This is a genomic window from Sanguibacter gelidistatuariae (assembly GCF_900096585.1).
Classification (GTDB): domain Bacteria; phylum Actinomycetota; class Actinomycetes; order Actinomycetales; family Cellulomonadaceae; genus Sanguibacter; species Sanguibacter gelidistatuariae.
In genome coordinates this window covers 283734-309937 of sequence record NZ_FMYH01000004.1, presented here as the reverse complement: position 1 = coordinate 309937, position 26204 = coordinate 283734, and the positions used below count along the sequence as shown (strand labels likewise).

20 protein-coding genes are annotated in these 26204 nt (G+C 71.2%); 13 read left to right on the top strand and 7 right to left on the bottom strand.

From position 1 onward, the window contains the following. The first annotated feature begins 7 nt into the window (after positions 1-7). Positions 8-4135, top strand: a complete 4128-nt coding sequence (locus BLQ50_RS11325) for an FtsK/SpoIIIE domain-containing protein (RefSeq protein ID WP_217629157.1) — start codon at positions 8-10, stop codon at positions 4133-4135. On the opposite strand, the gene BLQ50_RS11320 is transcribed toward BLQ50_RS11325, so the two are convergent. Then, positions 4136-4606 (bottom strand): hypothetical protein, encoded by a 471-nt coding sequence (locus tag BLQ50_RS11320; RefSeq protein WP_093183739.1) that lies wholly within the window; start codon positions 4604-4606, stop codon positions 4136-4138. Positions 4607-4946: 340 nt separating this feature from the next. Between BLQ50_RS11320 and BLQ50_RS11315 the strand changes: the two genes are divergently transcribed. Continuing rightward, complete coding sequence (locus tag BLQ50_RS11315) at positions 4947-5195, top strand: WhiB family transcriptional regulator (RefSeq protein ID WP_093183738.1); 249 nt, start codon at positions 4947-4949, stop codon at positions 5193-5195. Between the two features lie 215 nt (positions 5196-5410). Here the strand turns inward: BLQ50_RS11315 and BLQ50_RS11310 are convergent, their stop codons facing one another. Next, a complete protein-coding gene (locus BLQ50_RS11310; RefSeq protein WP_093183736.1) occupies positions 5411-6868 on the bottom strand; it encodes a sensor histidine kinase in 1458 nt (485 codons plus the stop codon). Positions 6869-6959: 91 nt separating this feature from the next. On the opposite strand from BLQ50_RS11310, the gene BLQ50_RS11305 reads away from it, so the two are divergent. The 7 genes from BLQ50_RS11305 (at position 6960) to BLQ50_RS11275 (ending at position 15223) form a co-directional block, all read left to right on the top strand. Beyond that, entirely contained in the window at positions 6960-7472 is a 513-nt protein-coding gene (locus BLQ50_RS11305; protein ID WP_175559108.1) for a DUF2505 domain-containing protein, read from the top strand. Positions 7473-7775: 303 nt separating this feature from the next. Continuing rightward, entirely contained in the window at positions 7776-9092 is a 1317-nt protein-coding gene (locus tag BLQ50_RS11300) for an ABC transporter substrate-binding protein (protein WP_093183735.1), read from the top strand. A 143-nt stretch (positions 9093-9235) separates the two neighbouring features. Further along, positions 9236-10252 carry a carbohydrate ABC transporter permease gene (locus BLQ50_RS11295; protein WP_093183733.1) on the top strand — a complete coding sequence of 339 codons (1017 nt, stop codon included), beginning with the start codon at positions 9236-9238 and terminating at the stop codon, positions 10250-10252. Then, positions 10249-11160 carry a carbohydrate ABC transporter permease gene (locus tag BLQ50_RS11290; RefSeq protein WP_093183731.1) on the top strand — a complete coding sequence of 304 codons (912 nt, stop codon included), beginning with the start codon at positions 10249-10251 and terminating at the stop codon, positions 11158-11160. The genes BLQ50_RS11295 and BLQ50_RS11290 overlap by 4 nt, the downstream gene beginning before the upstream one ends. Before the next feature lie 268 nt (positions 11161-11428). After that, entirely contained in the window at positions 11429-12484 is a 1056-nt protein-coding gene (locus BLQ50_RS11285) for a LacI family DNA-binding transcriptional regulator (protein WP_093183730.1), read from the top strand. A 293-nt stretch (positions 12485-12777) separates the two neighbouring features. After that, positions 12778-13788 carry a DNA glycosylase AlkZ-like family protein gene (locus BLQ50_RS11280; RefSeq protein ID WP_175559107.1) on the top strand — a complete coding sequence of 337 codons (1011 nt, stop codon included), beginning with the start codon at positions 12778-12780 and terminating at the stop codon, positions 13786-13788. A 70-nt stretch (positions 13789-13858) separates the two neighbouring features. Next, positions 13859-15223: a Glu/Leu/Phe/Val family dehydrogenase gene (locus BLQ50_RS11275; RefSeq protein WP_093183727.1), complete on the top strand. Its 1365-nt coding sequence runs from the start codon at positions 13859-13861 to the stop codon at positions 15221-15223. Between the two features lie 155 nt (positions 15224-15378). Here BLQ50_RS11275 and hemQ read toward each other — a convergent pair whose 3' ends face one another. The 3 genes from hemQ to BLQ50_RS11260 form a co-directional block, all read right to left on the bottom strand. Beyond that, complete coding sequence (hemQ, locus tag BLQ50_RS11270) at positions 15379-16137, bottom strand: hydrogen peroxide-dependent heme synthase (protein ID WP_093183725.1); 759 nt, start codon at positions 16135-16137, stop codon at positions 15379-15381. A gap of 57 nt (positions 16138-16194) precedes the next feature. After that, on the bottom strand, positions 16195-17355 hold the full coding sequence (locus tag BLQ50_RS11265) for a ferrochelatase (RefSeq protein WP_093183724.1): 1161 nt from the start codon (positions 17353-17355) through the stop codon (positions 16195-16197). Between the two features lie 156 nt (positions 17356-17511). After that, positions 17512-18969: a nitronate monooxygenase gene (locus BLQ50_RS11260; protein WP_093183722.1), complete on the bottom strand. Its 1458-nt coding sequence runs from the start codon at positions 18967-18969 to the stop codon at positions 17512-17514. Positions 18970-19127: 158 nt separating this feature from the next. Here BLQ50_RS11260 and BLQ50_RS11255 point away from each other — a divergent pair, with 158 nt between their 5' ends. Genes BLQ50_RS11255 through BLQ50_RS11240 form a run of 4 tightly spaced genes read left to right on the top strand, consistent with a single transcriptional unit; the run spans position 19128 to position 24509 of the window. Further along, a complete protein-coding gene (locus tag BLQ50_RS11255; RefSeq protein WP_093183721.1) occupies positions 19128-20948 on the top strand; it encodes a beta-N-acetylhexosaminidase in 1821 nt (606 codons plus the stop codon). Further along, positions 20945-22594: an N-acyl-D-amino-acid deacylase family protein gene (locus BLQ50_RS11250; RefSeq protein WP_093183719.1), complete on the top strand. Its 1650-nt coding sequence runs from the start codon at positions 20945-20947 to the stop codon at positions 22592-22594. Before BLQ50_RS11255 ends, BLQ50_RS11250 begins: the two co-directional genes overlap by 4 nt. Then, positions 22591-24066: an alanine racemase gene (locus tag BLQ50_RS11245; RefSeq protein ID WP_245701123.1), complete on the top strand. Its 1476-nt coding sequence runs from the start codon at positions 22591-22593 to the stop codon at positions 24064-24066. The genes BLQ50_RS11250 and BLQ50_RS11245 overlap by 4 nt, the downstream gene beginning before the upstream one ends. A gap of 41 nt (positions 24067-24107) precedes the next feature. After that, on the top strand, positions 24108-24509 hold the full coding sequence (locus BLQ50_RS11240; protein ID WP_093183718.1) for a RidA family protein: 402 nt from the start codon (positions 24108-24110) through the stop codon (positions 24507-24509). 189 nt (positions 24510-24698) lie between these two features. On the opposite strand, the gene BLQ50_RS11235 is transcribed toward BLQ50_RS11240, so the two are convergent. Then, positions 24699-25064 carry a VOC family protein gene (locus BLQ50_RS11235; protein WP_093183716.1) on the bottom strand — a complete coding sequence of 122 codons (366 nt, stop codon included), beginning with the start codon at positions 25062-25064 and terminating at the stop codon, positions 24699-24701. 205 nt (positions 25065-25269) lie between these two features. Further along, on the bottom strand, positions 25270-26127 hold the full coding sequence (locus tag BLQ50_RS19290; protein WP_093183715.1) for a DUF2249 domain-containing protein: 858 nt from the start codon (positions 26125-26127) through the stop codon (positions 25270-25272). Positions 26128-26204: the final 77 nt, after the last annotated feature.

The following is a 26204-nucleotide window of genomic DNA, read 5'->3' as shown; positions in this document are numbered from 1 at the left end:
CCGCCGGGTGAGCCTGACCAGCCCGACCGGTCGGGTCAACGAGGTCGGGCGCGGCGGGTGCCTGTCGCAGTGGCCGCCTCGGGTCCGGTGGCCGCGGTCCCCGTGGCGTCGTTGGCGGCAAGGACACCTGCTGACCATTCAGGATGGGACGAAGCCCGAGCATCTGGCCCCGACCGTCATGGTCGAGCTGCGGGACCAGCCCGTCCTGGCTGAGCGCACGTACTCGGCCGTGCTCGCGGCACTCGAACCCGACGACGGTGGCCCACCTGCGCTCGCCGCGGGCACCCGCCCGATGACCGGCACCCTCCTTGCGGGCATGATTCCCGCGATCGGCTCGATCACGCTCGCGATCGTCCTGCACAATCCGCTCTTCGCGATCATGGCCCTCACCGCTCCTTTGATGATCCTCGGGCCACTGCTGGCCCGGCGCCGGCGCGGGCGCCTCGGCGGGAAGGAGACTGCCGCCGCACACTCGCCGACCGGTCACGGGTCGCGGCGCGCGGCCGGGCAAGACACCACGCTCCAGGGCTCGTGGGACAGCCCGTGGGGACGGGCCGCCCTGCGCGCCGGTGTGCCTCCCGCGGACCTGCTCACTGCGGCCGCGGCCTGTGCCGCCTTGCCTGGCCCCGTGCCGCCCGTCGTCGCCGGGTCACCGCCGCCCCTCGCCGGTCGAAACCCGGCACTGCCGGGCGACCTCTCAGACGGGTGCCTCGCCATCGTCGGCCCCCGGGCACAGGGGGCGGCGCTGGCCGCGCGGATGCTCGTCTCGTTGCACGCGGGCGGTCGCGGGGAGACCGTGACAGTCCTGTGCGATGCGTCCCGACGGGAGGCGTGGGCCTGGGCGCGCTGGCTCCCGCAGGCCCGGATCCGCGCGCCGTCCCCTGACCTGTCGCTCGAGGCGGGTCCGGGCGGGCTGCTCGTCGTGGACTGCCTCACGCTCGGTCCGCTGGTCACCCGCCTGGGTGCCTGGCATGCAACCCACGCCGAGCATGCCGCGCTCATCGTGCTGGTCGCCGACGTCGCATCGGTGCCGTCCTGGTGCGCGGCCCGGGCTGTGATCGAGGTCGGCGGTGGTGCTGGGGGTGCCGGGGGTACTGTGAGCACTGACCCCTGGGGAGCGCGCGTGGTGTGGTCCTCGCCTGGCACCGCCGAGGAGGTCACCACTTTCGACGGGGTCGCCCCAGGCTGGCTCGACTCGTACGCACGCCGGGTCGCGGCACTGAGCCAGCGCGGACGGTGGAACCATCTCCCGCGCCGCGCCGGAGCAGCTCTCACCGCTGCGGCGTCCGGATCGAATGCCGCCGACCGCACCCACGGTCTTCACCTCCCCCGCCGCGCCGCACTCATCGAGGTCCCAGGGATCTGGGAGGTGGAACGCCGGTGGCGTGAGAACTCTCATGGACCGGCCCGGGCGAGGGCGGCCGGGGGCACCGCCCGGGCGAACGAGACGCTCGAGGCGCGGATCGGCGTCGGGCACGGAGGGGAGGCGGTGACCATCGATCTGTTGCGCGACGGTCCGCACGCCCTCGTGGCCGGGACGACCGGCTCCGGGAAGTCCGAGCTGCTCCAGACGCTCGTCCTCACCCTCGCGCTCGCCCACTCCCCGGATGACCTGACCGTGGCGCTCGTCGATTACAAGGGCGGGGCGAGCTTCGGGGAGTGCGCGCGGCTGCCGCACGTCGTCGGGCAGGTGACCGACCTCGACCCAGGGGCGGCCGAGCGCGCCCTGACCGGGCTGCGGGCCGAGCTGCGCCGGCGCGAACGGCTCTTCGCCGGCGTAGGCGCCGGTGACCTCGCGACCTACCGCGCGCGGCGGGGCGGAGAGGGGGCGTTGCCCCGGCTGCTGATCGTCGTCGACGAGTTCCGCGCCATGGCCGACGACCACCCCGACTTCATCCCGGGCCTGGTCCGGATCGCCGCGCAGGGGCGGTCCCTCGGCATCCACCTGGTCCTCGCGACCCAGCGACCCAGCGGCGCGATCACGGGGGACATGCGTGCGAACATCTCGCTGCGGATCGCCCTGCGGGTCGCCGGGGTGGCGGACTCTCAGGACGTGATCGACGCGCCAGACGCCGCGTGGATCCCCGCGGACCTCCCCGGCCGGGCGGTCGTGCGGCGCGGCCTGGGGCCTCCGGAGGAGCTCCAGACCTACTTCGCGGGCGGCCTGACGACGCGGTCGGGGCCCAGGGTGTGGCACTCCCCGCGGGACGGGGCGGCCGACGACGCGTGCTCGCCGGACGAGGCCGGGGGCGCGGCGAGGGCGGCGGGGCTGGCGGAGGGGACGGCCGGGGTGGCCGTGGGCAGCCGCGTGACTCGCTCGCTCATGAGGTGCGCGGGCGAGGTGCGGGCCGGGGACGCGAGACCCGCGGCCGCCGACCCGGTCGCCGCCCTCGTCTCCCACGCGGTCCAGGTGGCCGCCCAGCTAGGGATCGGCCAGCCGCGCGTGCCGTGGACCCCCGCGCTGCCCACCCGGATCCGGTGGGAGGACCTGGACACAGCTGGTTCCCCGTCCTCCGTGCTCCTGCTGGGGCTCGCCGACCACCCGCAGGACCAGCAGCACCGCTCCTTCGGATGGGCTCCCGGCGACGGGCACCTGCTGGTCCTGGGCCGCGCTGGGTCGGGGCGCACGTGTGCGCTGCGCACCGTTGCCCGCGCGGCGCTTGCGGCCGGGCACACCGTGCACCTGCTGGGGTCGGCGGCCCTGACGACCGGCTTCGACGCGGCCGATCCGCACCTGGGGACCGTCGCAGACCGATGGGACCCGCGCCGGGTGGCCAGGCTCCTGACGGTGCTCATGTCGACGGACGCGGCCGCGGCCGCGGACGAGGGCGCGTCCGAGGGGCGCGGACCCATCCGGCACGTGGTCGTCGTCGACGGCCTCGAGGACCTGCTCCAGGCGATGAGCTCGCTGCACCGTGGCGCGGGCCTGGACCTGTTCTTGTCGGTGTTGCGCGAGGGGCCGTCCCGCGGAATCGCCTTTGCGCTGTCCGGTGCGGCCGTGCCGACGTCAGCGCTCGCTGCGCTGATCCGGCACCGGTTGATCTTCTGCGGCGGGGACAAGCACGAGGATGCCTTCCTCGGGATCCCCTCGGTGCTGGCCGGCCTGGGCGGAGGGCCTGGACGCGCCGTCCTGGTCACCGGCCCGACGCCGCTGCTCTGCCAGGTCGCCGTCGCCGAGAGCGTGGGGCATGCCGCGGGCACGGGGCTCGCGGAACCCGGGCTCGGTGGTCCCGGCCTCGGTGGTCCCGGCCTCGCGAGTCCATGGATGGACGCGGGCGTTGGTGGGGGCGCAGGTACGGGATCGGTGTGGTCTTCGCGGTCTGCGCGGCGGACTCGGATCGTGGAGGTGCCATTCCAGGCGCGAACGATGGAGGCAGCTGCCCCGGCACCCGGGCTGGTGCTGCTCGGTCGTGGCGGAGACGACGCGGGCCCGCTGTGGGTGCGCGTCTCCCATAGCTTCCTGGTCTGCGGTCCGCACGGTTCAGGACGCACCGCTGTGCTCGCCCGGCTGCTGAGCGCACCGAGCGACGCGGACGGTCCCAGCACCGGTTCCGGTTCCGGTTCCGGCGACTCGATCCTCGGGGTGATCAGCCGGGATGCCCGGCTGGCCGACCGTGCTCGCGCACTGGGAGACGTCCCGGTCCTGAGCCGTCTGACACCAGCGGCAGCCGACCGGTTCGTCGACGACGTGCATGCGCGTCTGACGGCCCGGGCCGGGCACCGACCGCTCCGGCCGCTTCGTCTTGTCATCGACGACCTCGACACGTTCTCCCTCTCGTGCCCCACGGCGCTGGATGCTCTGTGCGCCCTCGCCGACGGCGGAGCGGGCGGAGCGGGCGGAGCGGGCGGAGCGGGCAGCGAGGGCGGTGCGGAGGACGCCGTCGTGCTCGTTGCCTCGGCAACGACCGTCGCGGCCGCTGGTGCCTTCCGCGGCGCCCTGGCAGACCTGCGCGCGGCTCGCTATGGCCTGGTGCTCACCCCTGGGGTGCCGGGGAGCTCGGAGATCTTCGGGTCTGACCTCGGCTGGCACGTCGAGCCGGAGATGCACCGGCCGGGACGCGGCGTCCTCGTGGACGGATCGACGTCGACGTTCGTCCAGGTGATCGACGAGTCGGAGCCCACCGGGCCTCGGTAGTCAGTCCTGGTGGAAGGAGAAGGTCGTTCGTCCCGTGTAGTGAGACACCGGCGGGCTCAGGAGCCCCACGAGGGTGGCCCCACCCACCACCACGAGGACGCCACCGAGCACTGCGGCGCCTCCCTGGATGAAGCTGATCCCGACGAGGACGGCCAGCACCTGGACGGTGACCGTGGGCCCGCGGACCCACGGGCGCCCTGCACCCAGGCCCACGGCGCAGGCGAGCAGCAGCCAGGCCCCCAGCGCCGCACTCACAACCAGGGCGAGCGCAACGGAGACGACCCGGTCAGAACCGCCGAGGAGGTCGATCAGCCCGACGACGACCAGGACAACCAGCACCAGCGCCTCGAGCGCCAGCGCGCACGAGGTGATCCAGACGCTCAGCGGCTTCCACCGGGCGAGCCACGTCTGCGCACGACCGGGGGCGGGCGCGGGGGGCGGTGCGGCGGGGTCGCGATCGTTGCTAGCCATAGATGACTTCGACAATAACGGACGCTGGATGCCGCTGAGGACACTCGGAGGGGACCCGCCACGCGACGCCCCGGAACCAACCGGTTGAAAACTTCATCACAATCACAAGATTGGCACCATTCAGCCCTTGACGCGGGGCGTCGGGGCGTGCTTATAACTCACTCCAGAGTCGCGTTCGACCAATAGTGTGACCAAGGACTCAGTCGTCACACAATAGAAACCTTCCCGTAACCCTTGTGCCGTGGCTCATTGAGGTGTGAACTAGTTACCAGCAGTTACAAGCCCCCCACTGAGCCAGATCCCCTTCACAGGGCTGACTCCACCCTGCCTAGGAGATCCCATGGATTGGCGTCACCGCGCAGCCTGCCTCGACGAAGACCCCGAGCTGTTCTTCCCGATCGGGAACACTGGTCCGGCGATCCTTCAGATCGATGAGGCCAAGGCTGTCTGCCGTCGCTGCGACGTAGTCGATACCTGCCTCAAGTGGGCCATCGAGTCTGGCCAGGATGCTGGCGTCTGGGGTGGCCTGTCCGAGGACGAGCGCCGCGCCCTCAAGCGCCGCACCGCCCGCGCCCGCCGCGCCAGCTGAAGCACCCCAGCACAACTCGCGCCCAGCGCGCAAAAGAGCCCGGCCCCGAGAGGGACCGGGCTCTTTTGCATGCTCGACTTGCATGCTCGACTTGCATGCCCGACGCCGAACATCTCCGCTGAGTGCGGTTGTTTGGCTGCCCAAACCGGACATCAGGCAGCCATTTGACCGCACTCAGCGGGGCGGGCTAGGCGGGGAAGGCTAGGCGGGGAGTGTCAGGCGGTGACGCCTCGGAGGGTGACTGAGACAGTGACGATCGTCCCGCCGGCGTCGCGGGCCGCCCACTCGATCTCGCCCTGGAGCTCGTTGGTCACCAGGGTCCGCACAATCTGAGTCCCCAGCCCGCCCGAGGGGCCTTTGCCCTCGCTCATGCCGACGCCGTCGTCGGCCACGGTCACACGCAGGTGCTTGCCGTCGCGCAGGGCGTGAATCTCGACTGTCCCGCCGCCCGACTTGGACAGCCCGTGCTCGACGGCGTTGGTCACCAGCTCGGTCAGCACGAGCGCCAGCGCGGTGGCGTCCTGGGCGGGAACCAGGCCGAACGACCCGCTCTGCACGGTCCGCACGCTTACCCCGGCGGATGCGACGTCGGCCGCGAGGCGCAGCGCGCGTCCCACCATCGTGTCGAACTCGACCTCTTCGTCGAGGGTCTGGGACAGGCTGTCGTGCACCAGTGCGATCGTGGCGACCCGCCGCATCGCCTCCTCGAGCGCCTCCTTGGCCTCGGGCACCGTCATCCGTCGCGCCTGGAGGCGCAGCAGTGCGGCAACCGTCTGCAGGTTGTTCTTCACCCGGTGGTGGATCTCCCGGATCGTCGCGTCCTTGGTGATGAGCTCGCGCTCACGTCGGCGCAGCTCGGAGACGTCCCGGCACATGAGCACCGCACCGATGCGCCGCCCGTGCTCGGTGAGCGGGACCGAGCGGATCGACAGGCACACGCCCTTGGAATCGATCTCGGTGCGCCACGGCGCACGACCCATGACGACCAGCGGCATGGACTCGTCGACCGGTGCCTTGTGCTCGATGAGCGCGGTCGCGACCTCGATGAGGGACTCGCCGACGAGCGCGCCGATCACACCGAGACGATGGAAACAGCTCAGCGCGTTCGGGCTCGCGTAGAGGACCTCGCCCTCGGAGTTGAGCCTGATGAGGCCGTCACCGACCCGGGGCGCGCCGCGCCGCGGTCCGGTCGCGCCGTCGGGCGAAGGGAAGTCGCCGGTGGCGACCATGTTCATCAGGTCGTCGGCGGCCTCGACATAGTTGAGCTCGAGCCGGCTCGGGGTGCGCCCGCTGCCCAGGTTCGTCTGGCGCGCGACGACGGCGATCGCCCGGCCGGCGCGGACGACCGGGACCGTCTCCTCGCGCACCGCGTACGTCCCGAACCAGCGCGGCTCCCGGGAACGCTGCGTGCTCTCCTCCACGAGGGCCCGTTCGAGCTGAGGAAGCAGGCCCTCCGGGGCGAAGGACCCGACGATGTCGTCGTAGTGCACGGTCGCGCCCGTGCTCGGCCGGCACTGGGCGACCGCGATGAACGCGCCGTCTGGCATGGGCAGCCACAGCACGAGGTCGGCGAAGGCTAGATCGGAGATGAGTTGCCAGTCCCCGATGAGGAGGTGCAGCCATTCGGCGTCGGCGGGTTCCAGCAGGCCGTACTTGGACACAAGGTTGCTCATGGTCGACACAGACGAAGCCTACGCGGACGACGCGAAGAGACCGTGTTCGGTAGGCTCAGGACACCTGACACCCGCCAAGGAGACTTCCACGATGCGCGCGAGCATTGACCTTCAATTTCCCGTACCGACGGACGCAGTCGTGCGGCTGGTCAATGACGTCGAGTTCATCCGGCTCAAGGCCGAGCACGTCGGCTCCCGCGTGGTCCAGGTCGATGTGACACCCGGTCCCGACGGCAGCTTCACGTCGTCGGTGCGCCGCACCATCGCGAGCGACCAGATCCCGCCTCAGGTGCGCTCATTCGTGGGCAACGAGCTCGAGATCCGCCAGACCGAGGCATGGGCCGAACCGATGGACGGCCCCCAGGGCCAACGCCACGGCACGGTGTCGGTCGAGATCACCGGGGCCCCCGTCCGACTGACCGGATCGATCCTCCTGGTCCCCACCGCGGATGGATCACGCATGACCTACACGGGCGAGGTCAAGTCCCCGATCCCGATCTTCGGGGCGAGCATCGAGGCGGCCGCCACGGAAGCGATCCGCAGCGCACTGACCCAGGAAGCCGCCTACGCAACGGTGTGGCTGGCGGGTCAAGAACCGTCCTGAACCGGCTTCCGCTCCCCGGGCACCGGGCCCAACGTAACGATTTCGCATACGGCTCCCAGCGCACAACGCCCTGACCTGCAGTTATGCAAATGACGCCCCCACGAACACCCTTCGACAGATCAGGCTTGCTTGACAGGTGGAACCGCTCCCACCAAGATCGTTAATGGCGCATGGGAGCGCTTCCAGATATCTGGGAGAGTGTGACCACGCACGTATTGACGAGCACCTCCCACGAGATGGCTCGAGATCCTCACGACAGACACGAACGGCGCAGAAGCCGCACGTCGACAAAGGAGTCCTCGAATGACCAGCATCATCCGTACCCGCCGCATGGCAACCGTTGTAGCCGGCGCGTCGATCTTCGCACTGACCCTCTCTGCCTGCTCGAGCGACGGCACCGAGAAAACGCCCGAGGCGTCGAAGGGGGCCGACGGCAACATCACGCTGACGGTCGCGACCTTTAACCAGTTCGGCTACACCCCCGAGCTCCTGAAGGAGTACGAGGACGCCAACCCCGGCATCAAGGTCGAACAGACCGTCGCGGCACTGTCCGGCGACGCTCGCACGAACCTCACCACGCGCCTCGCGGCTGGCGGCGACGGACTGGCCGACGTCGAGGCCATCGAGGTCGACTGGATGCCTGAGCTCTCCGAGATCGCCGACAGCTTCGAAGACCTCGCGGGCCCCGACGTCACGGGCCGCTACGTGCCGTGGAAGGAAGCCCAGGGTACCGCCGACGGCAAGCTCATCGGCCTCGGCACGGACATCGGCCCGGAGGCCATCTGCTACCGCGCAGACCTCTTCGAGGCTGCTGGCCTGCCTTCCGACCGCGAGGGGGTCGCCGAGCTGCTCGGCGGTAAGGACGCCACCTGGGAGAAGTACTTCGAGGTCGGCCACCAGTTCGTCGCCAACTCTGACTCGGCCTGGTTCGACTCCGCGGTCGCCATCATGCAGAGCCAGATCGGCCAGCTCCCCGCAGCGTATGAGAACGCGTCCACGGGTGAGCCCACGGACCTCGCTTCGAACACCGTCATCAAGGGCATGTACGACACCATCCTCACGGAGTCGGTCGACCTGTCCGCCCGCCTCGGCATGTGGGGCGACGACTGGGCCGCAGGCTTCCAGAGCAACGCCTTCGCCACGATGCCGTGCCCGCCGTGGATGACCTCGGTCATCTCGGGCAACGCCGACGGCGTTGACGGATGGAACGTTGCTGACGTCTTCCCCGGCGGCGGTGGCAACTGGGGCGGATCATTCCTCACGGTCCCCTCGACCGGCAAGAACACCGCCGAGGCCGCCAAGCTCGCGACCTGGCTGACCGCCCCGGAGCAGCAGGCCAAGGCCTTCGCCTCCGCCGGCACCTTCCCCAGCCAGATCGAGGCTCAGGCTCTTCCGCAGGTCAAGGACGCCACGAACGAGTTCTTCGCTGACGCTCCTGTCGGCCAGATCTTCTCCAACCGCGCCAACCAGATCAGCGCGACCCCGCCGTTCAAGGGCCTGAACTACTTCGCGATCCAGCAGATTGTCATGGATGCCCTCAACCGCGTGGACATCGACGGCGGCAAGGCCGACGACTCTTGGAACCTGGCGCTGACCAACTTCGGCGAGCTCGGCTTCTGAGAAACGCAACGGGTCGGCTGACACCGCCCGGATGACAACGACGGGCGCTGCCGGAAGGCACAACCTTCCGGCAGCGCCCGTCCGTCCACATCACCACCTTGCTCACCCGTGCAGGCCCGCCCGCACATCGCCGAAGGAACCCCATGGCCGTCCTGTCCCCACCAAAGCCATCAAGCGATGAAGACCGAATCCCTCGACGGATCGCCTTCAGCCAGAAAGTTGGCAGGTGGGATGTAAAGCTCTCGCCGTACCTCTACATCTCACCGTTCTTCATCCTCTTCGCGATCACTGGGCTCTTCCCCCTGATCTACACCGGCTACGTCTCGCTCTTCGACTGGCACCTGATCGCCGGCAAGCGCGCGTTCGTCGGCTTCGACAACTTCGACGCGGTCCTCCACTCGCCGAGCTTCTGGAAGGCGCTGCGCAACACCTTCTCGATCTTCCTGCTCTCCTCCGTGCCGCAGGTCGTCATGGCGATCATCCTGGCCGCGGTGCTCTCAGCGAACCTCCGTGCCAAGACCTTCTGGCGGATGGGCGTGCTGCTGCCCTACGTCGTGGCCCCGGTGGCCGTCGGACTCATCTTCGGCAAGCTCTTCGCGGACGAGTCCGGCCTCATCAACGCCGTCCTCACCCACATCGGCCTCGATCCGGTCCGCTGGCACGTCGACATCCTGCCCAGCCACTTCGCGATCTCCACGATGGTCAACTTCCGCTGGACCGGGTACAACACCCTGATCTTCCTCGCCGCGATGCAGGCCATCCCCCGCGACCTCTACGAGGCCGCAATTCTTGACGGCGCCGGTCGCCTGCGCCAGTTCTTCTCGATCACCATCCCGCAGTTGCGTCCCACCCTCATCTTCGTGATCATCACGTCCACGATCGGTGGACTGCAGATCTTCGACGAGCCGCGCATGTTCAGCTCCGGCGGCGACGGCGGTGCGAGCCGGCAGTGGATGACCGTGACGATGTACCTCTACGAGCTCGGCTGGGGCAACCAGAAGAGCTTCGGACGAGCCTCAGCCGTCGCGCTCCTCCTTTTCCTCATCATCGTCATCATCGGGCTGATCAACTTCCTCATCACGACGAGGATCGCCACCTCCGGTGACATCAAGGTCAAGAAGAGCAAGTCCCGCAACTCAAACAACCGGAGGACGCGATGAGCTCCATCCCCGTCATCGCCCAGACCGCAGGCAAGGGCGCCGCACGGTCCGCAGCCAAGCGCCGCAAGGCCAAGCTCGCTGGCCCGGATCGTCGGCCCGGCTGGGTCACGTACGTGATTCTCGTGATCGTGCTACTTATCTCCGCATACCCCTTGTACTACGTGATCCAGCTCGCGTCCTCGGACTCGCTGACGATCGTGCGCAACCCGATCCCCGGTCTTCTCCCCCAGGGCAACCTGTTCACGAACTTCAGCCGCGTCTTCGACTCGAACATCCCGCTGGTCAAGGGCTTCATCAACTCCCTGACCATCGCGGTCGTCCAGTCCATCACTGTGGTCATCTTCTCGACCCTGGCTGGTTACTCCTTCGCTAAGCTCCGTTTCCGGGGCCGCGGTCCGCTGCTCGTCTTCGTCATCGCGACGATGGCCATCCCGTCCCAGCTCGGCATCGTTCCGCTCTTCATCGTCATGTCGGAGATCGGCTGGTCCGGCAAGATCATCGCCGTGATCGTGCCCGGCATGGTCACCGCCTTCGGCGTGTTTTGGATGACCCAGTACCTCGAGGGGGCACTGCCCTACGAACTCATCGAGGCCGCCAGGGTCGACGGCGCTTCTATGATCCGCACGTTCTGGCACATCGCCATGCCGGCGGCCCGTCCTGCGGCGGCGATGCTGGCCCTGTTCACCTTCATCGGGAGCTGGACGGCCTTCTTCTGGCCATTCATCATCCTGGGCAGCAAGAACCCAACCCTGCCGATGGTCATGCAGTTGCTCAACTCAAACTACTTCACTGACTTCTCGCTCGTGATGGCCGGCGTGCTGCTGTCGACCCTGCCGCTCGTCGTCGTGTTCGCCTTCGCCGGGCGCCACCTGGTTGCCGGCATCATGGCGGGCGCCGTCAAGGGGTAGTTCTCCCCACACCATCCCTCGATGACCTGATCGGTCTCGAAGGACTCGTCCGGGGCGCAGCCGCAACTGCGCCCCGGATGAAGCAGTCGCATCGGCGGGGCGCACTCACGCTCATGTCTAGCCGGATTTCGCCGCTGCCTGTCGGCTTCCAAGGCTCCTGGTGCGCCGACAGCATTGTGGGCACTAGCATCAATCCGCGACCCACTCATGTTCCAAAACTAGCCAGGAAACGTCGTCGGCCGCAGTGGCGCGGCCGAGAGGAGACATGATGGGCCAGCAAGCTCCCACATTGGAGGAGGTCGCGCATGCGGCCGGTGTGTCACGGTCTACGGCGTCGCGCGCGATCAACGGCGGCTCACGCGTCTCCCCCGAGGCCCAGCAGGCGGTGGACGACGCGATCGCCCGGCTCGGGTACGTCCCCAACCGCGCGGCCCGCTCCCTCGTCACCCGCCGCACCAACTCGATCGCCCTGGTGGTGCCCGAGCCCGACGAACGTGTGCTGACCGACCCGTTCTTCGCCGCCACCGTGCGCGGCATCAACTCCGCGCTGCGGGACTGGGACCTGCAGCTGGTGCTGCTCTTCGCCCAGCCGGACGAGACTCCCGGGCGAATCTCCCGCTACCTGCGCAACGGCCACGTCGACGGCGCGATCGTCGTGTCCCACCACCGCCGCGACGACCTCGAGGGCGCGATCGAGGACTCCAGGATCCCCGCTGTCTTCGTGGGCCGCCCGTTCCGAGACTTCCCCGGCCTGCGCTTCGTCGACGTCGACAACGTCGCCGGAGGCTTTCTCGCCACGAACCATCTGATCGCCCAGGGCCGCACGAACATCGCCCACGTCGGCGGTCCCTCGGACATGGCCGCCGGTGAGGACCGCCTCGCCGGTTGGCGCCAGGCGCTGACCGAGGCGGGGATGGCCGAGGGGCCGCTCGCCCGCGGTGACTTCACGACCGTCTCCGGTGTCCAGGCCATGGAGACGATCCTGGCCCTCGACCCGACCGTCGACGCCGTCTTTGCCGCCTCTGACCTCATGGCCATGGGGGTGCTTCGGGTGCTCGCCAAGCACGGCCGATCCGTGCCCGAGGACGTCGCCGTCATCGGCTACGACGACCTCGGCGTCGCTGAAGGCTCGGTGCCCGCCCTGACCACGATCAGCAACCCGGTCGTGCGGATGGCGAGGTACGCCACGGACGAGCTGCTCGTGAGCCTCGGCTTCCTCGACAAGGACGACTTCGTCGCCCAGGCGGGCGATTCCGTGCCCGTCGTCGAGAAGGACGGGCACATCATCCTGGCCCCCGTCCTGGTGCCCCGCGCCTCGTCCTGACATCCCCGCTCGTCACAGTTCTGATCCGTCGCAGTTCTGATCCGTCGCAGTTCTGATCCGTCGCAGTTCTGATCCGTCGCAGTTCTGATCCGTCACAGTTCCGATCCGTCGCAGTTCCGATAAGGAGCGGCCATGACCTCCACCCAGCCGGATCCGGCTGGGTCGGGCGCCCGACCGACGCACTGCACGAACGCTGGGTTGCCCAGGGTCTCGCCTCGGCCAGGAGCAGCCACGAGCCGGTCCCCGCGGACCTGCGGATTGCCGTCGCGCACGCCCCGATCCTCGACCTCGGGGTGCAGGACACAGGTGCGGACGGCGCCGCGTGGGCCCTGACCAACCGGGCCCTGCCGGTCGGGCGCGGCGGGGAGGAAGACGCCGGCCTCGCGTTGGCCTGGACCCTGCGCGGGGCACCCCACACCTACCGCAGGGCCGACCTCGCGGCCGTAGCCTGCGGGGTGTCCCCGTTCAGCGAGCCCGATGCCGCCAGGCGGATCTATGGCGCCGCCAAACCCCTGCGCGCCGCAGGGATCGACGTGCTCGACGCCCTGCGGACCGTCGCCAGTCATCTCCACGAGATCGTCACCGAGCCCATGCCCAAGGGCGAGGTCTCCAGCCGGCTCACCCCCCTGCTCCCCGCCCCGTACCTGCGCTGGTGCGCGCCCTGCCACGCGACCCATACCTTCGAGATGCCGTTCCGCCTGGCCGCCCTGCAGGCCGGGCTCGACCTGGTGCCCGGCACCTCTCCCCCGACGCTGCGACCGATCCCCGGGTGGCACCTAGATCCCTTCCCGCTCGCGCCCCCCGAACAGGAAGGGGATCAACCACCCGCTGGCCCGCGCGACGTCCTGGCGAGCTTCCGCCGGTTCTACCCCTACGCCGGCCCCAAGCACGCGGCCGCCTATCTCGACGCCCCGGTCGCCGAGGTCACCCGGCGCTGGCCCCAGGTCACCGCGGAGCCGACCGACCAGGCCGGCGCATCGGGCGCGCATGAGCACGGGGAGTCGGGCGCGCTCCGACTGCTCGGCCCCTACGACCCCTTCCTCCAGCTCAAGGACCGTGAGCTGCTGATCTCGGACGCAGCCCTGCGCAAGCGGGTGTGGCCCACCCTGGGACGGCCCGGCGTCGTCGTGGCCGACGGCACAGCGATCGCGCTGTGGCGTCCGCGGGCGACGGGCCGTTCGCTCAGCGTGCGCCTGGAGGAGCTCGAACCGCTCGCCCGCAGCACAGCCGCGCGAATCGAGGGCGAGGGCGCGCGGCTGGCCGCCCACCGTGGCCTGACCTTCGCGGGAATCACCCGGCTCTGACGCTGCGCCTCGCGCCCGTTGGCGTAGGTTGACGTGAGTGAGACCCACACGATCACCAGGAGCGACGACGATGTCACCTACCACTGTCTCCGGGCCAACGGCCCCGCCTATCGCGGCGGCGCCTCTCCCCTCCGAGGCCGCCCGCCCGTCCGCCCGCGGGGGCGCCGACGGGTCCGCCCAGAGCCGCAGCGAGGCCTCCCTCCCGTGGGCGAACGCCCTCGGTCAGCTCGCCGGAGCGGTCCGGATCCTGGAGTACGACGAGGGCTTGCACGAGATGCTCGCGACGCCTCGGCGGGAGGTCAACGTCGCCATCCCGCTGCGGCGCGACGACGGCCGGATCGAGCTGTTCAAGGGCTACCGCGTCCAGCACAACGTCTCCCGAGGTCCGGGCAAGGGTGGCCTGCGGTTCCACCCCAGCGTCGACGTCGACGAGGTCCGCGCCCTGGCGATGCTCATGACGTGGAAGTGCGCCGTCGTCGACATCCCCTACGGCGGGGCGAAGGGCGGTGTGGGCATCGATCCGCTCGCCTACAGCCAGGCCGAGCTCGAGCGGGTGACCCGCCGGTACACGAGCGAGATCATGCCGATGATCGGTCCCGAGCAGGACATCATGGCGCCCGACATGGGCACGAACGAGCAGACCATGGCGTGGATCATGGACACGTACTCGGCCAGCCAGGGGTACACCATCCCCGCGGTCGTGACCGGCAAGCCGATCGCGCTGGGCGGGTCCCTGGGACGCACGACGGCGACGTCGCGCGGCGTCGTGCATGTCACGCGGGCGGCCCTGGCGCAGGCGGGGAGCGACCTGGCGGGGGCGACCGTGGCCGTGCAGGGCTTCGGCAAGGTGGGGGCGCACGCCGCGGACATCTTCGCCGCGGAGGGCGCCCGGGTGGTCGCCGTGAGCGATCAGTTCGGTGGGCTGCACAACGCGGACGGGATCGACGTCGCGCGGCTCCTCGCCCACGTGGAAGCCACGGGGTCGGTCGTCGGATTCGACGGCGCGGATCCCATCGACAACGCCGCCCTGCTCGCGCTCGAGGTCGACGTCCTCGTTCCGGCCGCGGTCGAGGGCGTGCTCGACGCCGTCACCGCGCCTGCGGTGCGAGCCCGGTTCGTCGTCGAGGGCGCCAACGGCCCGACCACGGCCGAAGCCGACGCGATCCTGGCCAGCCAGGGCATCGTCGTCGTGCCGGACATCCTCGCGAACGCGGGAGGCGTCGTCGTGTCCTACTTCGAGTGGGCGCAGGCCAACCAGGCCTACCGGTGGACGCTGAGCGAGATCGAGAGCCGCCTCGCCGAGCGGATGCATACCGCCTTCGCCGACGTGACCGACGTCGCGGCCCAGCAGGGCCTCACCCTGCGGGACGCGGCCCTGGTGATCGGGGTCCGCCGGGTAGCCGAGGCCCACCAGATCCGAGGCCTCTACCCCTGATCCACCCACCCGTCCCCACCCGCTGAGTGCGGTCGATCGGCTGGACATTCCCGACATCGGGCAGCCGTTTGACCGCACTCAGCGGAAGAGGGCGCGATGCTGGGCGGGTCCCGTCCGGCTCCGGGCGGGTCCCGTCCGGCTCCGGGCGCCGGCGGTCAGTCTTCGGAGAGGGGCTGGCGGGCGGCCCAGGCGTGCAGGTCTGTGCGCGGGCCGGTGAAGAAGGGGACCTCGTCGCGGACGTGGCGGCGGGCCTCGGTCGCGCGCAGGTCCCGCATGAGGTCGACGATCCGGTCGAGCTCGGCGGCCTCGAAGGCGAGGATCCACTCGTAGTCGCCGAGGGCGAAGGCGGAGACGGTGTTCGCGCGGACGTCCTTGTAGCCGGCCGCGGCCATGCCGTGGTCGCGGAGCATCGTGGAGCGCTCGTCGGCGGGCAGCAGGTACCAGTCGTAGGACCGCACGAAGGGGTACACGCAGATGTACTTCTCGGGGGCCTCGTCGGCCATGAACGCGGGAATGTGGCCGCGGTTGAACTCCGCCGGGCGGTGCAGGGCCGCGACCGACCACACGGGCTCGAGGTGACGCCCCAGGTCGCTCGCACGCAGGCGCTGGTAGGCGTGCTGGACGGACTCGATCGAAGGTCCGTGCCACCAGACCATCAGGTCCGCGTCCGAGCGCAGCCCGCCGACGTCGTACCAGCCGCGCACGGTCAGCTCGGTGTCGATGCCCGACGCCGCGCCGCCCACCGCGGTGAGCGCGGCGTCGATCATGGCCGTGCGCTCGGCGTCGTCCGCGGGCAGCGTCTGGACCGTCGAGAACACCGACCACATGGTGTAGCGGACGGTCGCGTTGACGGGCTCGGTGCTGACGAGCTCGCCGGTGTCGGGGCGGTGGTGGGTCTCGGGTGCGTGCGTCATGGGTGGTGGCCTGCTCTCAGGTGGTGGGGTCGGACGGCTGATGCAACGGTATCGCCGTCAGGTGTACAGGCCGGTGCTGCACAGCGCGGGCACGCCGCTGTCCTCGCCGTCGCGCCGGCGGCAGCAGCCCGGGCGGCACACGGAGTCGAAGGCGCCCATGGAACCCACGGACTCCTCCGCCACGTCTTCCCCGCGGGCGAGGGCTGCTCGCTCCAGGACGAGGTCGACCAGACCGGCCACGAACGGCGCCCGGGTGCCGACCGTGCCGGCGCGCACGGCCGTGAGGCCGAGGTCGCGCGCGGTGGCCAGGGCCTCGGTGTCAAGGTCGTAGACGACCTCCATGTGGTCGGAGACGAAGCCGATCGGGGACAGCACGACGGCGCGCGTGCCGGCCCTGGCGAGCTCGCCGAGGTGGTCGTTGACGTCCGGCTCGAGCCACGGCTGGCTGGGCGGGCCCGAGCGCGAGCAGTAGGCCAGGGTCCACTCGACCGGGTGGCCAAGCTCGGCGGCGACCCGCTCGGCGACCACCCCCGCGAGGTCGAGGTGCTGGGCGGAGTACGTGGCGCCGGAGACCGCGGAGGCGGCCTCCATGGTGAGAGGGATGGAGTGCGTGACGAAGACCAGGTGGGCTCCGGTTCCGTCCGCGAGCTCGCGGTACGCCTCGACGACCGCGTCGACGTTCGCCTGGGCGAAGCCGGGGTGGTTGAAGTAGGAGCGCACCTTGTCGAACTGGATACCCGTCGACCCGTGCTCACCCAGCTCGCCGCGGGCCTCGAGCGTCAGCGCGAGGTCTTCGCGGTACTGACGGCACCCCGAGTAGGAGGAGTACGCACTGGTCACGAGGGCAACAGCGCGCTGGGCGCCCAGGTCAGCCAGCTCGGCGACGGCGTCGCGCGTGTACGGCTCCCAGTTGCGGTTGCCCCACACGACGGGCAGGTCGATGCCCCGCGCGGCGAGCTCGGCCTCGAGCGCGGCCTTGAGCGCAAGGTTCTGGCCGTTGATCGGGCTCTTGCCGCCGAAGCCGTAGTAGTGCTCCCCGACCTCCTCGAGGCGGGCGTCGGGGATCCCCTTGCCGGCCGTGACGTTGCGCAGGAAGGGCACGACGTCCTCAGGCTTGTTCGGCCCGCCGAAGGAGTAGAGGAGGAGGGCGTCGTAGGGGAGCGGGGAGGGACGCGAGCCGTCGGTGGACGGTCCAGGCGCCGGGGTCTCGATGGCCATGCCTGCCATCATCGCACCGGTTGCAGGGGTGCCGCGGAGAGAAGCCCACAACCTCCGTTGTGACGTTGAACCGACACCCTGTCATCTTCGCGGCGGCAGTACGACGGCGGCGCGACGGCGGCGCGACGGCCGTGCGGCGGCAGCGCGGCGGCAGCCTCAGCCCGTCGCCCCGATCAGCCAGTCGAGCGCCTCCCGGGCTGTCCACTCCCCCGGGTGGATCGTGGCGAGCCGCTTCGCGCCGTCGATGTCCACCCCGAGGGTGAGCAGCCCCAGCTCCTCGTGGCCGTCCGCGCGCTGCTGCCCGAGCCCGACGTCCGCGGTGAGCGCGTTGCACAGGCAGACCCGGCCGACGGTGTCCTCGACCGCGCCGCCCTTGCGCACGTACACGTGGACCGGTTCCGCGGGGCAGCGGTAGCCGACCGCGCCCGTCTCGCGCTGGTAGGGGGTGCGCAGGTAGCCGAGGTCGCACAGCCGCGGGCGGTCCGCCAGGACCTCGGGGTCCGAGAGCGTCCCGGGGACCTGGGCGACCTTGAAGGGGAAGCCGGTCGGTGAGGCGAAGGGGTCGGTGCGGATCTCGAGGGTGCCCGCGCGCAGCCGGGTCAGCAGGTCGTCACGCAGACTCGGGTCGAGGCCGGACTCCTGAGCCAGGGCGAAGACCGTGCCCACCTGCACCCCGGCGGCCCCGGCCGCGCGCGCGGTCGCGAGCGCCTCGGGGGTCCCCTGCGATCCGGCCAGCCAGAACGGCAGCCCGATCGCCGCGACCTTGGCGACGTCCGCCTCGTCGCGCGGCCCGAACACCGGTTGGCCGAGATCGTCGAGCGTAAGCCGTCCGCGCGGCGGGGCGTTGTGCCCGCCGGCCCGCGAGCCCTCCACGACAAAGCCGTCCGGGCAGATGTGGGAGTCCCGGGCGAGATAGGAGGCGAGCGCGTGGGCGGAGACGATCGCGAGGAAGGTCGGGCGGGTCAAGGGCGGGAGATCGGCGTCGAGCAGCTCGGCGGGGTCGAGGCGGACGCTGTGGCCCGCGGGGGCGCCGGAGACCTCGACCGGCAGGTCGACCGCCTCGTGCCCGGCCAGCCGGTCGAGCAGGTGCGGGATGTCTCGGGGGATCCCGGCGCCCATGACGACATAGTCTGCGCCGGCGAGCATCGATCCGTAAGCCGCGGTCGGGGTCGCCATCTGGACCTTCTCGAGGAAGTTGATCCCCACCTGGCCACCGTGCCCCTCCTTGGCGAGCCACACCTCGACGAAGGCCCCGAGGATCATGAGCTCCTGCGCGAGCCGGGTCTGGCGCAGCGCGAGCCGCGGGATCGGCGCATAGGGCTCGCGGGGCGCGCGGCCGCCGGCGCGGAAATACCGCTTGACCACGCGGTGGGCGAAGGTCGGCACCGGGAAGGCCGCGAGCGCGCGGCGCACGGCTCCGTCCGGGTCGCCGTCCTGCAGCCGGCGGGCCAGGACAAGATCGAGCGCCGTCCCAGAGACGACGCCGAGCTGGCCGGCGCGGGCGACGGCGGAGGCGAGCCGCCAGGACGACACGGCGATGCCCATGCCGCCCTGGATCACCCGCGGCAGGGGTCGGTCGAACGTCGGGACGGGCAGCATGGACAGCGCGGTCATGAACGTCCCCTTCGATACCTACGGTGGCGTAACTTACTGAACCGTAGGCTCCGCGCACCCCGCCTCCCTGGGCCAAAGGTCCCGGCAGGCCCGCTCCGCCCCGTCCAGCGTTTGTCAGCATTGTTTACTAACTCGGTTTTCCGGCTAGGCTCGATCGGGTGACTTCTTCCGCGGCGCCGTACGGTCTCCTCCCTGCCCCTGTCCACGTCGAGACCCCCGCGGAGGGCGCGTTCTTCGTGCTCGACGACGGCGCGCGGGTGAGCGCTCACCCGGCCCTGCGCGCGGGTGCGCGCTGGTGGCGCGCGGTCACCGAGGCCGCCTTTGGCCTCGACCTCGCCTTCCAGGTCACGAAGCCATCTGACGCGGCGTCATCCAACTCGGCGCAATCCACCACGAGTCCGTCCGACGACGCGCACTCCACCCTCCCCACCGCGGCCCTCCCCACCGCGGCCGTCTCCTTCGACCTCGACGAGACCCTGCCCGCGGCCGGCTATCGCCTGCAGATCGGCGCGACCGGCGTCGTCGTGCAGGCGGGTGGCGCCGAGGGCGCCCACAGCGCCGCCCAGACCCTGCGCCAGCTCGCGGGGCCGCGCGCCTTCCGCGTGGCCGGCCCGCCCACGCACGTCGCACTCCCCCACATCGCCGTCGCCGACCACCCGCGCTACCCGTGGCGCGGGGTCCTGCTCGACGTAGCCCGCCACTTCCTGCCCAAGCGCGACGTGCTGCGCTTCATCGACCTGGCCGCCGCGCACAAGCTCAACGTGCTCCAGCTGCACCTGACCGACGACCAGGGCTGGCGGATGGAGATCACCCGCTACCCGAAGCTGACCGAGGTCGGCTCCTGGCGCGCCGAGACCGGCGTCGGCACCTGGCGGAGCGGGATCACGGACGGGCAGCCGCACGGCGGCTTCTACACCCAGGACGACCTCCGCGAGATCGTCGCCTTCGCCCGCGAGCGCGGCGTGACCGTCGTCCCCGAGATCGACGTGCCGGGTCACGTCGAGGCGGCCGTGGCGGCCTACCCCGAGCTCGGCACCCGCAAGCAGCCGCACACCGTGCGCACCACGTGGGGGGTCAGCACCGAGGTTCTCGACCCCTCCGAGGCCTCGCTCGAGTTCTTCCGGGGCGTGCTCGACGAGGTCCTCGACGTCTTCGACTCCCCATGGATCGGCCTGGGCGGGGACGAGGTCCCCACGACGCTGTGGCTGGACAGCCCCGAGATCGTCGCGCAGGCGACCGCCCTCGGGCTCGAGCACGTCCGCGAGCTGCACGGCTGGTTCATCGCCCGGCTGAGCGAGCACGTCATCGCCGCCGGACGCCGTCCGGTCGTCTGGGACGAGGCATTCTCCCCCGCCCTGCCCACCGAGGCGATCGTCACCGCGTGGCGCGGCGTGACGGTCGGCGCGGTGGCCATGGAGGCCGGGCACGACGTCGTCATGGCCCCCGAGCAGGTCGTCTACCTCGACCACCGGTCCGGTGAGGGACCTGGGGAACCGACCCCCGTCGGGTTCCTGCGGACCATCGAGGACGTGCTCGCCTTCGAGACCGTGCCCGCCGAGGTCTACCGGCTGCACCCCGACCTCGACTCCGCCCCCGGTGCGCTCGTCGGCGCGCAGGCGCAGGTCTGGACCGAGCACCTCGAGTCCGCGCGCCGGATCGACTACCTGACGTTCCCGCGGCTGGCGGCCTTCGCCGAGGTCGTGTGGAGCCCGCCGACCGATCGCGCGCCCGGCTCCCCCGCCTCGACCGAGTTCATGGCGCGCCTGGCCGTGCACCTGCCGCGCCTGGACGCCGCGGGGGTCGACTACCGCCCCCTGGACGGACCCAGGCCCTGGCAGTCGCGCCCGGGTGCGGAGGGCTTCCCCCGCGACCTGGCCGCCGAGATGGCCGCGGCCGGCTGGGCCGGCGCGGGCGGCTGGCACGAGGACAACGCTGACGAGGCCGGTACAGCCGGAGCCGACGCAGGAGCGCACGCATGACGATCATCCACGGGGCCCGCCTGCCCGACGCCCACAGCGCCGACGGCCTCAGCCACCCGGTCGACCTGCACCTGAGCGACACCGTCGTGTCCGTCACTCAGTCGGGGGCGCGGCCCACCGGCGACGGCCACGTCATCGATGCCGACGGCCGGATCGCCTTCCCCGGGTTCATCGACTCCCACGTCCACGGCGAGGCCGCGGTCCTGGATACCGACGTCCAGCACGCCATGCTCCGCCAGGGGGTGACGAGCATCGTCGTCGGGCAGGACGGCGTGTCCTACGCGCCCTCCGCGCGCGCTGCGGGCGGGCCCGCCATGCCCGACGCCGGAGCGGGCGCCCCAGGCGCCTTCGCCTGGGCGACGGGCTACTTCTCCGCGATCAACGGCGAGCACCCGACCTTCCGCGGCGGCTCCGTCGCGGAGCTGCTCGCCACGTACGACCGGACCACCCCGCTCAACGTCGCCTACCTCGTGCCGCACGGCACGCTGCGCTACGGCGCGCTCGGCGATGCGGCCCGCCCGGCGACGCCGGGCGAGATCGCGGCCATGGCCGACGCGCTGATCCGCGGCCTCGACGAGGGCGCCTGCGGCATGTCGACCGGGCTCGAGTACGTGCCCGCCTCCTACGCCGAGCGCCAGGAGCTGCTTGCGCTCACCGCGGTCCTGGCCGGGCGCGGGCTCCCGCACGTGAGCCACATGCGCGGCTACGAGGAGAAGGCCGGCGCAGCGATGGCCGAGCTCATGGACCTCGCCCGGGAGACGGACGTGGCCACCCACGTCTCGCACTATCACGGCCCCGCCGCCGAGCTCGCCGGCTACGTCGACGCGGCCCTCGCCGAGGGCCTCGACGTCACCTTCGACTCCTACCCCTACCTGCGCGGCTGCTCGATCCTGTCGATGGTCTCCCTACCCACCTGGCTGCCCATCGCCGACCCCGCCCGGACCGTGCAGCTGCTACGCGACGAATCCGTCCTGGCCCGCCTGCACACCGAGCACTTCCCCGCCCTGGCCGACCTCTGGGGGCGCGTCACCATGGCGGCCGTGCCCGGCGAGCTGAACTGGACCGAGGGCATGACCCTGCCCGACGTCGCCGCTCGCCTGGGCCTGTCCCCCGCGGACGCCGCGGTCGAGCTGCTGGTCAGCACGGGTCTGCGGGCCGGGTGCGTGTTCGCCCAGCCGCCGACCAACTCCCCCGAGTCGGTGCGAACGCTGCTGCGCCACGGCGCACACATGGGCGGGTCCGACGCGATCTACGCCGGCGGGCGCCCGCACCCACGCGGCTGGGGCGCCTTCGCGCGGTTCCTCTCAGAGCACGTCCGCGACCTCGGCGACTGGACGTGGGCCGACGCCCAGGACCACCTGTCGACCGCGGCCGCCCGTCGCTTCGGCTTCACGGACCGCGGGCAGCTGCTGCCCGGCATGGCGGCCGACGTCGTGCTCGTGGACCCCGACCGGGTGCGCGACGAGGCGACGTATGAGAACCCGCGCCAGCTCGCTAGCGGGATCGACGACGTGCTCGTCGCCGGCGTGCCGGTGCTGGTGGGGGGCGCGATGACTGGGCTCCTGCCGGGGCGGGCGCTGCGGCCGGGGGGCTCTCGCCCGGCCGCGCCTACCGCCGTCCGCACCGAGGGCGGGGTGCGGTCGTGAACGCCGTCGGCCTCATCGTTCCTGCTGACCGGCCCGGAACACCTGCCGCGCCGCTGGGCCCCCGGACCAAGGGGCTGCTGCTGACCGGCCCGGCCTCACTCGATGGCGTGGTCGGTGCCTCCGCTGCGCATCGCCCGCTCGTTACCGGACCACAGTTCTCCTGGCCGCTGCTCACCCTCGATGAGGACGCCGTCGAGCACAACCTGACGCTCATGGAGCGGCTGTGCGCGCGCGCCAGCGTCGAGCACGCCCCGCACGTCAAGACGGCGATGTCCGCCCAGCTCTTCGCGCGCCAACGGGCGCACGGCGCATGGGGGGCGACCGTGGCCAACGCCGCCCAGCTGCGGACCGTGCGGGACTGGGGCACCGAGCGGGTGTTCCTCGCCAACGAGCTGTACGACCCGCGGGAGATCGCCTGGATCCGCGAGGAGCTCACGCGGGCGGTTGCCGCGGAGGCGGGTTCTGTGGCGCGCGGCAACGCCGGGCCGGCCGCGGAGATCTGGCTGTACGTCGACTCCCAGGTGGGGCTCGACCTGCTCGCCCGCGGCTTCGCCGGGACTCCCCCGGAGGTCCGCGCGCGGCTCGGGGTGCTCGTCGAGCTCGGCGTGGCCGGTGGGCGGACGGGCGTGCGCGGGGTCGCCGCGGCGATCGACCTGGCCCGTGCGGTCGCGGGTTCCGGGCTCACCTTGGTCGGCGTGGCCGGCTACGAGGGCTCCGCCGCCTCGGGCACCTCGCAGGCCGACCTGGCCACGGTGGCCGCCTACTGCCAGGACCTGCGCGCGGTCGCCGCGGGCATCTGCGCCGCGGGACTCATCCCGGCGGGGCGACCGGTCGTCGTGTCCGCGGGCGGCAGCTCCTTCCTCGACGTCGTGCTCGCCGAGCTGCCGGGGGAGGTGATGGTCGGGCAGGCCAGCAGCGGCACGCAACCCGGCGACGTCGCGCAGTCGGGCGACGTCGCGCAGTCGGGCGACGTCGCGCAGTCGGGCGAGGCCTCCGCCGGACCGGCCGCCTGGCCGGTGCGCGTCGTCGTGCGATCGGGGGCGTACATCACCCACGACCACGGGTTCTGCGCCCGGATGGACCCGTGGACCCGGATCCCCGGCGCCGAGCCGATGCGCGCCGCCGCGACCGTGTGGGGCCAGGTGCTCTCGGTGCCCGAGCCCGGACTGGCGATCTGCGGCGTCGGGCGCCGCGACGTGTCCTACGACATCGACCTCCCGGTCGCCCTGACCGTGCGCCGCGCGCTCGAGGACGGGACGCCGGGACCGGTCACCGACCTGGCCGGGGCGCAGGTCACCGCGCTCAACGACCAGCACCTCTACCTGACCGTCACGGCGGAGGCGGGCCTGGCGCCCGGCGACGTCGTCGGCTTCGGTATCTCCCACCCGTGCACGCTCTTCGACAAGTGGCGGATGGCCGTGATCGTCGACAACTCCGACCGCGTCGTCGAGATCGTCACAACCGACTTCTGATCGTCTCCATCCACCAGCACCACCATCGATGAAGGACTCTCATGACCAAGATCGCCGTCAGCACCCCGAACGCACCGGCCCCCGCGCACACCTTCCACCAGGGCATCCGCAAGGGTCCCTTCGTCCAGGTCTCCGGACAGGGGCCGGTCGACCCCGCCACGAGCGAATACCTCTTCCCCGGTGACGTGGCCGCCCAGACCACCCGCACCCTGGAGAACATCAAGGCGATCATCGAGGCGTCCGGGGCGACCTTCGACGACGTCGTCATGCTCCGCGTTTACCTCACCAAGCGCGAGGACTTCCCGATCATGAACGAGGCCTACGGCGCGTTCGTCTCCGCGAACTCCCCCAAGGGCGTGCTGCCCGCCCGCACCACGGTCTTCACCGGCCTGCCCCGCGAAGAGATGCTCGTCGAGATCGACGCCTTCGCGATCACCGACTGACGGTCGCCGACCACCCGACCACCCGGTCGCCAGCGACCCGGTCGCCGAACTCGTGAGCGCGCCGCCGAACTCGTGAGCGCGCCGCCGAACTCGTGAGCCACGGGACGTCCGCGGTCCTGGACCGCCGTGGCTCACGAGTTCGGCGAGCCGTTCACGAGTTCGACGGGGTTGTGGGGGCCTCGTTGGCGGTTAGTCGATCGGCGAGACGCGGATGAGGTTTCCGTCGGGGTCTGCGACGAGGAAGGTGCGGCCGAACACTTCGTCGTAGGGCTCGTCGACAACTGTGACGCCCTTCGCGACCCATCGGGCGAAGACCTCGTCGACGGCGGCGGCGGAGCCTGGCACCATCAGCCCAACCTCGAAGGTGCGCGGAACCTCCGCCGTGACCTGATCGGCCCGCCCGCTCCACAACGCGAACAGGACGCCGGGGGCGACCTCGAAGGACACGTACCGAGGGGTGACCATGACAGGCTCGATCTCGAACAGGTCCCGATAGAAGTCGGTCGCTCGCACGACGTCAGTCACGTAGACGAGGAAGAGGTTGGGTGCGGACATGGCGGGCTCCTGACTGGACGGCGACCGATGCTCGGCCCCTGCACCAACTATCCCGGTCGTCGAGCTCGTGAGCGCGCCGGCGAGCTCGTGAGCCACGGGACGTTCGCGGTCCTGGACCACCGTGGCTCACGAGTTCGGCGAGCCGTTCACGAGTTCGACGGGGAGGGGGCGGGGGTGCGAGGGGGCGCGGGTGCGGGGGTGTTAGCTACGCCGCCAGGAACTGGACCTTCCAGATCTCTGGGCCTTCCTGGAGGTAGCTGACCTCGAAGCGGCCGGGCCAGCGGGCGTCGATCTGGCGCAGGAGCGGGAGCGGGGCGTGCGGGGCGAGCAGCACCAGCCCGCCGCCGGCTGCCACCACCTCGAGCGCGCCGAAGATCGTCGCGTGGCGGATCGCGTGCGGGATGGCGGTCGCGTCCAGCTCGGGGAAGCCTGCGTCGTCGTGCCCGCCGCAGCCGCAGGAGCCGCCCGCCGGCGCCGAGGCGGCACCGTCCGGGCCGGCGTCGGGCACCGCATGGTCGTGACCAGCATGGTCGTGACCAGCGTCGTCGTGACCAGCGTCGTCGCCCCCGCTCAGCGACACGTGCATCCCCTCGAGCACCTCGGCCAACGACACGTCAGGCGAGCCGGCGAGCAGCGGCAGGATGAGCTCGTTCTCCTTGGCCAGGTGGCTCGCGAAGACGACCCGGAGCGCGTGCGCGTTGGCTGCCACGACCACCGGGTTGACGGCCTTGCGGATCGCCTCGACGAGCTCGGTCAGGATCGCGTGCTCATCGATCATCGCGTCGATCAGCAGGCGTCCACGCGGGTCCTGGTGGGCGGCGGGGTACATGGCCGCCTCTTCCGCGAGCGCGTGCGGCAGCAGTTCGGCCGCGCACCAGGCCACGAGGGCCGCGCGCTCGTGCTCGGCTCCGCGGACGTCGTTGTTGATGACCGCCGAGAAGACCCGGTGGACATGCGCCTCGAGCGCTCCGGAGAGCTCGGCGTGATGGCTCACGACGGCCTCGACGGCGGCCGCGTCCGCGGCGCTCGAGGCGATGACGACGGTGTTCGGGGCGACAGACATGGCAAGGACCTCCGGACGGACACCCGCGACGAAGATAGGGACAAAGCCCTAGACGGGACTGGTCAAAACTTTATTAC

Coding starts and splice junctions, on each gene's coding strand:
- BLQ50_RS11320 (WP_093183739.1), bottom strand. CDS start 4,606: ATGGCTAGCAACGATCGCGACCCCGCCGCACCGCCCCCCGCGCCCGCC.
- BLQ50_RS11315 (WP_093183738.1), top strand. CDS start 4,947: ATGGATTGGCGTCACCGCGCAGCCTGCCTCGACGAAGACCCCGAGCTG.
- BLQ50_RS11310 (WP_093183736.1), bottom strand. CDS start 6,868: ATGAGCAACCTTGTGTCCAAGTACGGCCTGCTGGAACCCGCCGACGCC.
- BLQ50_RS11305 (WP_175559108.1), top strand. CDS start 6,960: ATGCGCGCGAGCATTGACCTTCAATTTCCCGTACCGACGGACGCAGTC.
- BLQ50_RS11300 (WP_093183735.1), top strand. CDS start 7,776: ATGACCAGCATCATCCGTACCCGCCGCATGGCAACCGTTGTAGCCGGC.
- BLQ50_RS11295 (WP_093183733.1), top strand. CDS start 9,236: ATGGCCGTCCTGTCCCCACCAAAGCCATCAAGCGATGAAGACCGAATC.
- BLQ50_RS11290 (WP_093183731.1), top strand. CDS start 10,249: ATGAGCTCCATCCCCGTCATCGCCCAGACCGCAGGCAAGGGCGCCGCA.
- BLQ50_RS11285 (WP_093183730.1), top strand. CDS start 11,429: ATGGGCCAGCAAGCTCCCACATTGGAGGAGGTCGCGCATGCGGCCGGT.
- BLQ50_RS11275 (WP_093183727.1), top strand. CDS start 13,859: ATGTCACCTACCACTGTCTCCGGGCCAACGGCCCCGCCTATCGCGGCG.
- hemQ (WP_093183725.1), bottom strand. CDS start 16,137: ATGACGCACGCACCCGAGACCCACCACCGCCCCGACACCGGCGAGCTC.
- BLQ50_RS11265 (WP_093183724.1), bottom strand. CDS start 17,355: ATGGCCATCGAGACCCCGGCGCCTGGACCGTCCACCGACGGCTCGCGT.
- BLQ50_RS11260 (WP_093183722.1), bottom strand. CDS start 18,969: ATGACCGCGCTGTCCATGCTGCCCGTCCCGACGTTCGACCGACCCCTG.
- BLQ50_RS11250 (WP_093183719.1), top strand. CDS start 20,945: ATGACGATCATCCACGGGGCCCGCCTGCCCGACGCCCACAGCGCCGAC.
- BLQ50_RS11240 (WP_093183718.1), top strand. CDS start 24,108: ATGACCAAGATCGCCGTCAGCACCCCGAACGCACCGGCCCCCGCGCAC.
- BLQ50_RS11235 (WP_093183716.1), bottom strand. CDS start 25,064: ATGTCCGCACCCAACCTCTTCCTCGTCTACGTGACTGACGTCGTGCGA.
- BLQ50_RS19290 (WP_093183715.1), bottom strand. CDS start 26,127: ATGTCTGTCGCCCCGAACACCGTCGTCATCGCCTCGAGCGCCGCGGAC.